Here is a 13,065-nt window from a genome sequence, read left to right on the forward strand (position 1 = left end):
ATCCAGGGGGGGAGCTGATGTTCAGTTTGCCCATGCATTGCGGCAGTTCGTCCATGATTGGATTGAGCTGGAAGCGATGGACAGAGAAACGCTTGCTCGTAGCGCAGATTTTTCTAGGATTCAGGAATTCGGCTTCGATAATGCCGCTTACAGCCCTGGCCAGTTCGACATCACGCAGGAAGCGTGCGGAGTTTTCGTCCAGTTCAAGCGTGGTCTGGGTCAGTCTGGCCCCCATGGCACTCTCGCCGATAGCGATACCGGTCGGTATCGAGCCGGTGAACGAAACCTTGTCTGTGCCCGGGGGTTCGACCAAACCTCTGCCTACTAGAGCCGCCACCGATCAAAATGTTCAGCGCACCTGCGGGAATATTGGCTTCAATTGCCAATTCGGGGTTCTGCGGAATGGCAAGATTTCCTTAAGCAAGGCCTGGGGCCAGCTGCTCCATGTGCTGATGGACCAGCTTCGCAGGGACGGTCTGGACAGCCAAGACTCCATTGACGAGGGCAAGGCTGTGCAGTAGGCCTTTGTCTGGTTGTTGGCGTTAGTGTTCGACGTCAGTGGCTCAGCGGGAGATGGTCAGGCATCTATTGATCATGGCTATGTTGCGTCGTCGTTAAGTGAAGTCGCAGCGCCAAGAACGTTACTTATCGAAGCTACATATCGTTTGGCGAGAATATTCGACTCACCTAAAAAGGGAGAAAACTGTGTCAATCAGCAGTGCTATAGGAACCATTTCCTAACCGGCTGAAAATCGCAGCGAGATAAGTGCAAGAGCCCTACGCTAGTGAAGTCACGACCGATACCACGATTTTTTGAGACTCTTCGCATTACCAGCCGACTCAATCAGGCCCAGAAATTGCTCGGACGCCCGGGTTAATTACAGAGGCATGCCATGCAAATCAACCAAATGACTATGACGAGTTATGAGCTTGACTTGTTCGCTCAAGTCGTCTGGCGACTCCGCACAGGTGGCGCGGGTGACGACGTGCGTCAGCAGGTGCTTGGTGATGTTACGCTGTTACTGCGGTCGGACTTTGGAGCTTCGTACCTTTGGGATAGCGGACTGAGTCGATCAACCCGTTGCGCGGCGGTCAATATTGATGCGCAAATGCTTAGGGAGTATGACAAGCGAATTCACGTGAACGATATCTTAACACCGGCATTGAGATCCAAGCGCCAAGCTATCTGTGTCGACGACGTGATCAGTCGGCGAAGCTTAGAGCAAAGTGAGCTCTACGCCGAATTCCTCAAGCCGTGCTGGATGCACCATGGAGTGAACATTTTCTTCTTCAACCAAGGTCGGGATGTGGGTGATTTGCGCATATGGCGTAGCGTCGATCAACCTGCGTTTGGAATTAGAGAGCTTTCACTGCTTAACGCGCTCACACCCTATTTTCAGAAAGCACTTGCAGCTGAAATGCCTCCTAAGGGTGCTTTGAGTCCACGAGAACGGGCTGTTGTAGAGCACGTTGCGGCAGGTAGAAGCGATAAAGAGATCGCCCGTATAATGTCCATAGGTTTCACCACGGTTCGAACTCATTTGAAGAACGCGATGATCAAGACAAACTCTGGTAATCGAACCGAGCTTGCCATGCGTATGGGCGCGCACTGACACCTCCTCATTAATGAGGATGTTTGACGGATATTTCCATGTGCGTAAATGAATAATCGAGACCTGCAGTGGGGATCGAATGATTCGCAAGGAATATCCGTGAAGACCAGACTCTCTTGCTTAGCGATCGGCCTTATGGCAGCAAGCGCTGGCGTATCGGCGTCGGACATACCGAAAGACTTCTACTTGATGAGCGCTGAGCAGACGGCACAAGCCATCTGCGCGAAGAAGGTTTCCAGTCAATCGGTTGTCAGCTACTGGCTGGGCCGCATTGACGCGCATCCCGAGCTCAACGCTTTCATTTCTTTAAACCCAAAGAGAGCCTTGAGCGAGGCCCGTGCTGCTGATGCGCGACTCGCTAAGGGTGAGCAGTGCCTTCCCTTGGGTGGCGTCCCTATAGCGATAAAGGACAACATTCAGGTCATTGGTTTTGCGAACACAGCCGGTACTCCAGCTCTCGTTAATTTCTTTCCGAAGGTAAATGCGCCGATTATCGATAAGCTTCAGGCCGCAGGCGCCATTGTGATCGGCAAGACCAATATGCATGAGCTCTCGTTTGGCGCTACCGGTTACAACACTGCCTTTCATCTTCCACGGCTGATCGGTGTACGCAATGCGTTTGATAACTCTCGCATTGCCGGTGGTTCGTCATCGGGGAGTGCCGCCGCCCTGGGGGCTCGGTTGATTCCGATCGCAATGGGAACGGACACAGGTGGCTCAAGCCGTGCGCCCTGCGCGTTGAATGGTTGTGTTGGATTTCGCCCAACGGTTGGGCGATACAGCAGTGTAGGCATCACACCTATTTCGACCAGTCGCGATACGGCAGGCCCAATGGCCAACAGCGTCGGAGATATCATACTGCTGGATTCGATTCTCAGCGGTGCCTCTCTTCTGAAGCCAATACCTGCCCATCATATTCGACTGGGCATTCCAGATTTCTTCTGGGCTGATCTAGAACCGGAAGTCTCGGCACAAGCTAACGCCGCTGTAGAGAAGCTCCGCAGTTCGGGAGTTGAGATCGTCTCAGTCAGCATGCCGGGTATGGGGCAATTGGCATCAGCTGTGGCAACGCCAGTTGCGATAATGGAAGCGCGTAAGGCCCTGACTGACTACCTGAAATCACAATCCACCGGAGTGTCATTCGAAACCCTGGCCACCAAAATTTCGAGTCCCGACGTCCAAGGTATTTTCTCGGCTATGGTGGTGCCTGGTAATGTCGTTGGGTCTGATGGAAAGATGATTCCTGGCGGCCCGGCTTATGCGCAAGCGATCAAGACGGGTATCCCAGCCTTGCTAGCTCTCTATAAAAAGACATTCGAGGAGAACAAGCTCGATGCTCTTCTGTTCCCCACGGTTCCAGAGGTGGCAATCAAGGCCGGCCCTGCCGCCGGAACGCCTCAAAAATTTGGTCGGATTATTCGAAATACCGACCCGAGCAGCAACGTGAAGATGCCTGGTCTTAGTATTCCGGTAGGTGTTGGGAAAGAGTCCGGACTTCCTGTAGGAATGGAGATTGACGGATTGCCTGGAACGGATGCCCAACTTCTGGCAATCGGTCGCACGCTTGAGTCGATCTGGGGGCCTGGTCCACTTTCGCCCATCGCACACTGATCGACTGGTCTTACCTTAAGCGCAACTGCACTGGCTGCGCGACCAAAAACCTTTCTCGGATTAAATGAATGAACGCGATCTCACTCGTCGCAGGTACTTCTGCGCGCCGATTTTGTGTAACCGCTGGTTTGGCTTTGGGTAGTATGGCGAACTCGGCATGGGCCGATTCGTCGACCACAGACAGTAGTCCAGTCAAGGCACACCTGATCGTTATCGATCTGATGCTGGAGAACCTTAACACTGGACCTCGCCCCCATACATTCGCCAACGCTGGTGCAGTTTTCGCTGGCGCCGATTTTGACATGTCAAAAATCATGGGGTTAACAGGCGGCACGTTCCAGTTTGAATACACATTCTTTCCGTGGATGCGCAATGAAGGTCAGCCGACTGCTAACGCTTGGCAAGGAGCCACAGGTAGTGCACTAGGTGGCGCAGCTATGCGTAACGACATCGACAAGGGATATCTGTCGAAGTTTGAATACCAACAAATGCTGTTGGATAACCATCTTGAGATCGACGTTGGTCGTAGCAATCCTAAGCGGCATTTTTACATCATAAATTGCGAAAACTGGGTTACTTGTAATGACCCAATCATTGAAAACACCACCGGAATATTACCTTACCCATACGGTAGCTGGGGCGGTTACTCGCGTTACTCATTCGACAATGGTCAGTACATACATGCTGGCGCTTTCGAGTCCAACCCTACTCATTACATCAAACGCACCAAGGGGTGGAACTGGGACCCGGGCGACGCGAGTGGTATCACTTGGTTGGCAGGCATCGGTGCTCAAAAAAACTTCGCGCAGACTCCCTTGGCCTATCACTACGAGCTTAATAGTTTTTACAATACCTCCGAACAGACCGACATATTGGATGGCTCGACCCGTCGTGGAAGCAGCGGCTTAATTTACCGCTTTATGCAAACGCTATCTCGCGAAGGCGGTTCTTCTGCCGGAAACCCAGACAAAGCGTGGCAAGTATTCGGCGCATGGACTTGGAGTGCTGACGATCTGCAGCCTTTCGAACACTTCGTGGAGGCAGGTATAACCCGTGTTGGCCCATTCGGGCGCCCTCAAGATTCAGTCAGCTTGAAAGCGAGCTATCTACGTTTGGGAGACAAGCAAGTTCAATATCAGCATGACCAGCGACTTCTGGCCACCGGTGTTGACCAAGGAGTGTCGAAAGGAGAGTCGCGAGTAGAGCTCAACATGGTGTGGCAGGCGACACCTTATCTAGCACTCCAGCCAAGCGTGCAGTACGTGTTCAACCCCAGCAACTTCTACAATCCACAGGCCGAGGTTAGCAGCAATGGAGCCGTCGTCGGATTGCAGATAGTTTATAATTTGGGATCTCAAATTGGCCTTTAAATCCCAGTTCTGATCACTGATCACTGATCAGGCCTCAGCCGCTCTGCGTAGAATATCAACATAATCTTTCTCCTGGTTTGTGTTAGGTGGCAGGGATGCCGAAAAGATTACCGGGGCCGCAAGAAAATTATGCCCCAGGCAGTAAAGTTCGTGTACATGATGGTGACATCGCCAGAACAGTTACGGGTATAGCGTAGGTTGACATGGCGGACAACTAATTTGGTGGTGTGGATGCTTTCATCAATAACGCAGGTATCTTCAATTCCAAGTTTTCGTGCTGCTGGTTTTTCCGTAACTCTTTGTCTCAAAATAAAATTTTCTTATTTCCAGGCTTCGAGAAATAAATCGCAGTAGTCGCACCTTGTCCACGCCCAGCAGGCTAACGGAATAATTGAGAGAGGAGAGTTTGGCAATAACGGTGTTAGTCTTCTGGTCAGCGAGCAGATATTGACCATCCGGAGCGGGCTTACAGTTCATCAGCGAGCAAATGCTATTAAGGACATTTGTAGAGTGATAGTCAGAAATTTGCTTTTTGAATGCTGATAACAAAGGCTTGCGTATCCGATACGGATACGCAAGCCTTTGATGGCTAGGAGTAAATTAGACGGATAATGTCCTTTGTGGTCTCGATGTAGCCGTCGACGTCCTCGTCAGTCATCGGAAGTGTGAGTCCTACCTGGCCACGGTGGACAGGATAGTAGCCGCGAGTCGCCATTTCCAATGCGTAGATGCCCATGCTGTTTTCGTCGATTTTATGCCAGTAGTCACGATGCGTGTTGATGGTCTGACCTAGCTCTCTAGTGAATGCATAGGCGAATACCGAAAAGGAGCCGAAAACGGTAAACGGATATTTGGATTCTTTCGCCCAAGTATTCAGCTCGAATTTGATCTTAGCCGCCATTTCGTTGAGTCGTGCATAAGCCTTCTCATCCATGGCCTTAAGGCAGGCAATGCCCGCTGCGCATGCCAATGGGTGGCCATGGTGGGTGCCCGAGATCATGACCTGGTTTTCCTCGATGACTCGAAAAACCTCTTTGCTACCGCCCACCGCCCCGATAGGTAGGCCCCCACCGATCATTTTGCCGAGGACTGTCAAATCTGGCTTGATTTGATACTCGCTTTGCAGACCCTTTATATTCGCTCGAAGTGTGATGGTCTCATCAGCGATTAAGAGGATTCCCAGTTCCTTTGTAAGAGTTCGAAGCTTTTGCACGAAATCTTTATCGAGCTCTACGATACCTCCCGCGCAGGTCTGTAACTCCATGATCAGACACGCGATTTCTTCCGCATTGCCCCGGAGAATTTTTTCGCAAGACTCGAAGTCGTTTTGAGTTAAAACGATGACGTTGTCGCTTTTATACGCAGGGATCCCATCGGAATCTGGAAGTGCCTTAGGATTAGTATCCGGGCCGGGGAAATTGTTCGGGTTAGGGTGAGCCGAGATCGCTAGGTCGTCGGAAAAACCGTGGTAACCACCTTCAAATTTCGCAATTTTTTTACGTGCAGTATAGCCTCGTGCGATCCGCACGGCACTCAAGCATGCCTCACTGGCAGAGCAAAAGAATTTAACCTGCTCAACGGAGTCAATGCGCTCGCAAATCAGTTTGGCAAGATCGAGCTCGTGATTCGTAGGGTTCCCAAATGAGAATCCATTTGGCAGCGTTTCGTGAATTGCCGTTATGATCGCTGGATGATTGTGGCCCAATACATTAGTGGCGAAATTATTATTGAGGTCGAGTAGCTTTTTTCCTTCGATAGTATGAAGATATTGAGCCTCGCCCTTATCGATGAAAATCGCATGTGGGCCATAGCCAAATGTTCGTCTGCTAAAACCTCCTGGAATGTATTCCTTTCCTTTCGAGGTTTCTTTCTTTGAAAGGTGAAAGGCTTCAGAGAAATTATTTAGCGACTGCTGGTAATTAAGCTTCATGGCTATTTCCAAAGTTACTTAAATTATGGTTGTTTTGAAAGTCTCAGACTTGCCAATGGTTTATGCATATTTCTATCTTGGGATTCGACACCGAAATTAAAATTCATGAGGTGCCGGACTGTTCCGGATTATAATCACTAGTACAGCTTCTGTTCCTGTGCACTTGACTAAAGCTTAGGCCATAGTATTTTTCCTGTTAGTATCAGAGCAATGGTCATTTGTAGATCGTTTGATCAGGTTTCGTGATCGCTGGTATTTTCAAGAAGCCTCCATAGACTGAAAGCTATATCGCTGAAAATAATGCGTAGCCTCTTCAATTTCCTGAATCGAAAGGACTCAAACTGAAGGGCTTGAATTGGGAAGTAATGCTGCTTCGGCGCAGCCGAGGCTGGGGCGCCGGTGTGTTACCGTGGGAAAAGGCTTTGTTACCGACTGCTTCCTACCTGCCCATGATGCGTACTGGCTAGTAACGTTTCTGAGGGGGCGCGAAGGTACCACGGGTTCTTGATCGGCATTTTGAACCTAGTGCTCATTGCGCAAGAGTGTCAAACGTCATAGATATGCTACGCGAGTGCTTTTTTTTTGCGATTTGCTCGATTGGGGAGCGGTGTCAGCCTAGGTAAAGGCCCCCGGCTAACCCACAGATCGATAGCCATCGCTATTCACCAGTGAAGTCAAAAATTAGCATGAATCTTGCTAGATGTTAGGTTCATACACGCTCCGTGAGTAGAGGGTACCCCTCAATGGACACTAGACAGCTTCTTTTGGCAACCAGGCTTGCTGAGACCCTTCATTTCGGCAAGGCAGCCGAAATCGAGAACATTGCTCAATCTGGCCTGAGCGCTCAAATTGCCAAACTTGAAAGCGAGCTAGGCTTCAAATTGTTTGAACGCACCAGTCATCGTGTTTCTTTGACGGAGGCAGGCCAGCGATTCGTAGAGCAAGCTCGAACGCTTTTGGGAAACATGAACAATACGATCCTGGAATGCCGTGCCCTTGCTGAAAACAGCCGGGGTGTATTGAAGTTAGGCTTCTTTGGCGATGCAGCGGGCGAACTTACTCACCTTATTTTTACGTTATTCCAGCAGAGTAATCCTGACATTCGGCTAGTGTTTACTGAGCTGTCCATGACAAACCAAGTGCAGGCGCTGATCTCGGGCAAAGTGGATGCCGCCCTCGTTAGGCTACCGATCAGCGACCCGCGTCTTGAACTCGATGTGATGTTTGACGAGCCGCGAGTGGCTGCCGTACCGGCCAGCCACGAAATGGCGCAGGCCTCGATCCTTACAATCTCAGATCTGATCGAGCAACCGTTTGCAGTAGCGGGAGAGGGAGCCCCGACTGAATGGGCCGCTTACTGGAGTTTGGGCTCAGAGCGGCAGGAGGCTAGCCGGATTGGCGCGTATGTCCAATCGATTCCAGAGAGTTTGGCTGCGGTCGCCTATGGTGGCGCGTTTGATACCTTCCCACTTACCGCCACACGCTTGTTCAGTCACCCGGGCGTGCGGTATGTGCCATTGGCTGACGCGCCAAGGAGCTCGTTGGCTTTGGCCACACTTGCTGGCAACAGGTCTCCAGCTGTTAGATCGCTGCGACGCTGTGTGACAGAAACCCTTGAAAACTCTCTTTCATGTATTCCTGAGGCTCGTCGCTTCGAAGTTGCTTAGCCGCTCGCGCCCCCCAGGAGTGTGTTGTTCTGGCCCTCCAGTCAATCAACTGGAGGGGATTCTCAGAAGGGGTAATGGCGTGGTTTCCGCTGGACAGACACCCATTGAGTGGTGGTGAACTCATCGATTGCCCAGTCGCCATTGAATCTTCCGAGGCCTGAGTTCTTTTCCCCACCAAATGGGACGTTAGGGGCATCTGCCACAGGCATGTCGTTCACATGGGCCATGCCAGAATGGATTTGCCTCGCGAAATGGACGCCGCGGTCAATGTCACCTGAGAAGACCGCAGCGGAAAGTCCAAAACGAGTAGCGTTAGCCAGTTCTAATGCGTGATCGGCATCCCTCGCGCGCATTATTCCTGCAATAGGCCCGAAAATTTCTTCGTAGGCCAGCTCCATATCGGATGTCACCTCAGTGAAAACGTGCGGCGCAAATACCAGTCCTGCAGATTCGCCAGCGTAAGCCAACGTTGCGCCTTCTGACTTCGCTTGTTCGATCTTGCGTACCAATCCGTCAAACTGTTTCCGGTTGATGACGGGCCCAACCGAGGTTGCCGAATTTTTAGGATCACCGATTATCAAATGGCTCACGCGCTGGATAAACAGGGAAACGAATGAGTCGTAAATCGGCTCCTCCACGATAATCCTATTGATGGCCATGCAGATTTGACCCTGGTGCAGAAATTTGCCAACAACAGCCGCATGAACTGCTTGCTGGAGATCCGCATCAGCGAGCACCACAAAGGGGTTGTTACCGCCTAGTTCCAGCGCGACATGTTTCAAGTAGTCGCCGCTGCCTGCCTGGCGGGCTATATTCTGGCCAATCGGCGTGGACCCGGTGAAGGATATAAAGCTCGGTATTGGATGTAGCACGAAGTCGTCTCCAATCTCCGAGCCTGCCCCTACCACTACACTGAGCACACCCTCTGGCAACCCGGCCTCTTCAAAGATGCGTGCAAGCAGCAAGCCTCCGGTTACTGGAGTATCGCTGGCAGGTTTCACAACTACGGCGTTACCGAGTGCCAATGCCGGGGCGAGCGATCGCTGGGTGAGATGGAATGGAAAGTTCCATGGGCTAATCACGCCAACTACGCCGAGCGGGCGTCGATATACTCGGCTTTCCTTGTTCGGCACATCGGACTCCACGATGCGACCATGAATCCGGCTTGGAAAGGAAGCAGCTTCCAAAGTGATAGCTTTCGCTGACGCCCATTCAATCTCGGCTTTTATGCGCGTACTTCCTGATTCCGAAATGATCCAATCGACCAATTCGTCGTGGCGCTTATCAAAAATCTGAGCTGCTCTTAGCAGCACTCCGGCTCGCGCGGACGGCCCCATGGCCGCCCAAGCAGGCTGGGCTGTTTTAGCTCTTGCATAAGCTTCGTTCAAGTCTTCCTTATTGGCCAAAGGGATTTCGAGCAGAGTCTGCTGGGTGAAAGGATCGCTAACAGTCATAGATCGTCCTGTCCGACCTTCCCGCCAAACTCCTCCTATCAGCTGCAGATTGAGGTCGCTATAAGGTTGATGATTGTTCACGTTATTCTCCGAATTTATTGGCGACGTGGAATTAATTTTGCGTCGCAGCCTTCACGAGATGACTCCGCGAGTAAGGAGTCATCTGTAACTGTTGTTCAATTTAAATAGTTGGAAGGTTGCCGTTCTACGAAACTACTGGTGTGACAGGAAATTTCTCTTTGGCCCTAAGTCCGTTAATAACTCCTGCCAATGCCGCTATCACAACGAGCCAAGGCAGCAGAGTTGCGATACCTTCCTTCGCGCCAGTCAGCTCGTCAAAATTCGCCACGGCGAGAAAAACAGCAGTTGCCAATCCGCATCCACCTAGCGTTGGGGCGATTATCCCTTGCCACCTGCTGCACTTTTGAGTCTTGAGAGTGAATCCGACGACTGCGGCAGCACCTAGGGTTTGTAGGGCGAGAACGGCGAGGGTGCCAAGCCCAACCATCCACAGATAGAGATGCTGGATTGGGTCTGCATTGGTGACCATGAATAATCCCACTGCAACAAGGGTTGTGATTGAAAGCACAACGCTAGCGACGTGCGGACTTGCGTGTTTGGGATGTACTCGGCTGAGCTGTCGAGGTACGAAATGGTTGCGAGCCAGTGCGAAAAGGTAGCGACTGAGAGCGTTGTGGAAGGAGAGCAAGACCGCAAACACGCTCGTGACTACCAGAATTTTCATGATTTCTGTGGAAAGGGGGCCTACGTACTGTGTGTTGGCATTAAACACAAAATTGATCATGTCTGCGCCGGCAACACTTTGGACGTCACTATTTGCATAAGCCAGGCCGAGGCACCAAGTTGTAAGCGTGTAAAAGATACCGATAATGGCAATGGCTACATACGTAGCAAGGGGAACGGTGCGACTTGGGTTCTTAGCTTCTTCTCCGTAAATGGTTGTGGACTCGAACCCAACAAAGCAACAAAACGCGAACATCAATGCCACCCCGAGACCAGGAGTGAATATCTGAGAGGGCATGAAGCCATTCCAAGTGAAGCTCTCTGCATTCGTTTGGGCTATGACCGCGACGTCAAAGACAAGCAAGATCAGGATCTCGAAGATCATCAGCACGCCTAACACCTTGGCTGACACCTTAACGTCCATGTAGCCGAAGATTCCTACCAGTCCGATGATAAGGAGAGCTACGACGCGCCAGTCCACCTGCAATCCCGCAATCGACATAGCAAGGTCTGCCCCAAAGGCAGCGAATTGTCCGTAAATGCCAGTCAACATGGCGATATACGCAAGCAGCGCAATTCCACCAGCTGCGTTGCCAGCTGCTCGCCCTAATCCGTGAGTCACTAGCTCGGCGAAGCCACCTGCACTGATCACATGGCGACTCATCGCTGCAAATCCAATTGCAAACAGCAGCAATACGAGCGAGGCGATCAGATAGATACCGGGAGCGCCTGTACCTCCCATGGCGAAAACCACAGGGCCAGCACCAAGCGTAGCGCCGAGCGGCGCCGCAGCTGCAATTACAAAAAAGACGATGTCGGAGACACCTAAAGACTTGGGCTTGAGCCCAGGCTGTGTTGGCTCACTTTGCATACAGGCCTCCCCTGAAGACGGGATTTGAATTGTTATTGGTAACCCCGATTTTTCTCCCAGCGGTTCAGGCTGGCAATCCTCAAACGCTGATCGTTCGATCATAGCCGGTGATTGAACCGACGTTTGCTCGATGGCACGTAGTCACGCGCGAATAGGCACAGCTCATGAGATACGTATGCTTGATCTGCATCTGCGCGTGCGCGCGACTTAATCTTAATTGGCGATCATTCGATCAGCAAAACGCCATTGCCAAGAAGACCGCTACGCCCAAAAAATCAGTCTGCCTGAAGGTGAATTTATGGCTGACTGTGTCGAAAAAAGTATCGAGGCGTACTGTGGGAATATTTGTTTGTGAATGTTGCAGTAATTCTCTAGCGTAAAATCCAATAATAAATATAAGATAAGGGGTTCGTTATGTCGTTTAAATATGAAGCTAAGAAATGTGGATATACTTCGGTCGCTTTAGCTGTAGGTGCATTGGCTCTTCCGCTAGAGTCCCGGGCTTACGAACTCTACAATCAGGGCGGCCAGGTACTTAATGCTAAGGTCGAGGCCGTATTTGCCGCGATGCACAGTGACGAAAATTACGCCACGACTGGGACGCGGGATTCTGACTCTTCGAACTGGCAAGAAGGCTTTGTCAAATATGGGCTGAATGGAAGCAGCGAACTTGAGGGCAAAGCAAGTGTGTATGGCGCTTTTAGCCTTCTGAGTTCAGGGACGTGGGGTGACGGCGATGCAGCAGGCTTCACGGAAGGCACTGAGCGGCGGACCGCGGTTGAAGATGCCTATCTTGGTTGGCGTTCAGGGAGCCTTTTTCCTAGCCTTGGCGAAAATGGTATTGAGATTTCCACCGGTCGCCAGGAAGTGATTGTTGGGGACGGATTCTTAATTAAAGGTGATGCACTTAGCCTGGGCGATGTCGATCTCGGTGATAACTATGATCGGGGCGGCGCTTATTATTTAGCTGCTCGTAAGGCGTTTGATAAGACAGCTGTGCTTCGTGTGGGTGGGGAAAAGGGGTGGAGGGGAGACCTCATGTGGCTGGGCTCAAATAATCGAGCCCAAGCAGAAACCAAGTTAGCTGTGGCTACTTTAGAGCATGTGGCCGATGAGGGAGCTTTGGGCCTCACGTACATCAAAGGTCTCGATGTCAATGAGCGTTTTGCGACCCCGTTCCAATCAGAACGTGACGGTATGCAAACCGTCAGTCTACGGGGAGCAGGCTCTTTAGGAGTCCAAAATTTAAATCTTGCGGTCGAATATGCCACTCAATCTCGAGACAGTGGTAGAGAGAACGCTTGGTATCTTGAGGGCAGCTGGACTTTTGCGGCCATCCCATGGTCGCCCATAGTCACCTATCGTTATAGTCGCTTCTCTGAATCATTCGATCCATTGTTCTATGGCAATAGCCGTGGGTATGGCACATGGTTTCAGGGCGAAGTGGCCTCTAATTATGCAGGCCCTTTCAACAGTAATACGCGCGTCCATCACTTCGGTTTGAAGGTCACACCACGTGAAAACCTTACGTTAGGAGCGCTTTACTTCGACTTTGATCCGGTTGATCGTAGCCTAGCGAACCTCGGCGGAAGGGAGTTCGACATATATGCCGAGGTAGCGGTAACTGATCATATTTTTGTCAGTCCGGTGTTGGGCTTGTATAAGCCGGAGAAAGCTGCCAGCCAAGGAGGTTCGCAGTTAGGTGGTGATGACATCAACACTTACGTACAGCTTATTGTAGGAACTTCGTTCTAAATCCCTTCGCCCACAATCGCATGTGTGGGGTAGTAGTTTTGCTTTATGTC

Annotated in this window: 8 protein-coding genes; 5 read left to right on the forward strand and 3 right to left on the reverse strand. The window is 51.2% G+C overall.

The annotated features are described in order from the left end of the window. The first annotated feature begins 893 nt into the window (after nt 1–893). From KSS96_RS11205 to KSS96_RS11215, 3 genes are all read left to right on the forward strand, one after another. The gene (locus tag KSS96_RS11205) at nt 894–1,613 is read left to right on the forward strand and encodes a helix-turn-helix transcriptional regulator (RefSeq protein WP_027912486.1); all 720 of its coding nucleotides are present in this window, start codon (nt 894–896) and stop codon (nt 1,611–1,613) included. A gap of 48 nt (nt 1,614–1,661) precedes the next feature. After that, on the forward strand, nt 1,662–3,224 hold the full coding sequence (gene iaaH / locus KSS96_RS11210; protein WP_225913326.1) for an indoleacetamide hydrolase: 1,563 nt from the start codon (nt 1,662–1,664) through the stop codon (nt 3,222–3,224). A gap of 68 nt (nt 3,225–3,292) precedes the next feature. Beyond that, nucleotides 3,293–4,594 (forward strand): carbohydrate porin, encoded by a 1,302-nt coding sequence (locus KSS96_RS11215; protein ID WP_027912484.1) that lies wholly within the window; start codon nt 3,293–3,295, stop codon nt 4,592–4,594. Nucleotides 4,595–5,183: 589 nt separating this feature from the next. On the opposite strand, the gene KSS96_RS11220 is transcribed toward KSS96_RS11215, so the two are convergent. Then, the gene (locus KSS96_RS11220; protein WP_025214395.1) at nt 5,184–6,524 is read right to left on the reverse strand and encodes an aspartate aminotransferase family protein; all 1,341 of its coding nucleotides are present in this window, start codon (nt 6,522–6,524) and stop codon (nt 5,184–5,186) included. Nucleotides 6,525–7,267: 743 nt separating this feature from the next. Here KSS96_RS11220 and KSS96_RS11225 point away from each other — a divergent pair. Further along, nucleotides 7,268–8,191, forward strand: a complete 924-nt coding sequence (locus tag KSS96_RS11225) for a LysR family transcriptional regulator (RefSeq protein ID WP_025214394.1) — start codon at nt 7,268–7,270, stop codon at nt 8,189–8,191. A gap of 62 nt (nt 8,192–8,253) precedes the next feature. Here KSS96_RS11225 and KSS96_RS11230 read toward each other — a convergent pair whose 3' ends face one another. Both KSS96_RS11230 and KSS96_RS11235 read right to left on the reverse strand, forming a co-directional pair. Then, nucleotides 8,254–9,726, reverse strand: a complete 1,473-nt coding sequence (locus KSS96_RS11230) for an aldehyde dehydrogenase family protein (RefSeq protein ID WP_217856257.1) — start codon at nt 9,724–9,726, stop codon at nt 8,254–8,256. Nucleotides 9,727–9,850: 124 nt separating this feature from the next. After that, entirely contained in the window at nt 9,851–11,260 is a 1,410-nt protein-coding gene (locus KSS96_RS11235; RefSeq protein ID WP_032833226.1) for an APC family permease, read from the reverse strand. A 414-nt stretch (nt 11,261–11,674) separates the two neighbouring features. On the opposite strand from KSS96_RS11235, the gene KSS96_RS11240 reads away from it, so the two are divergent. Further along, complete coding sequence (locus tag KSS96_RS11240; RefSeq protein WP_225913327.1) at nt 11,675–13,015, forward strand: alginate export family protein; 1,341 nt, start codon at nt 11,675–11,677, stop codon at nt 13,013–13,015. Nucleotides 13,016–13,065: the final 50 nt, after the last annotated feature.

Source organism: Pseudomonas asgharzadehiana, assembly GCF_019139815.1.
In the GTDB taxonomy this organism is placed as follows: Bacteria; Pseudomonadota; Gammaproteobacteria; order Pseudomonadales; family Pseudomonadaceae; genus Aquipseudomonas; species Aquipseudomonas asgharzadehiana.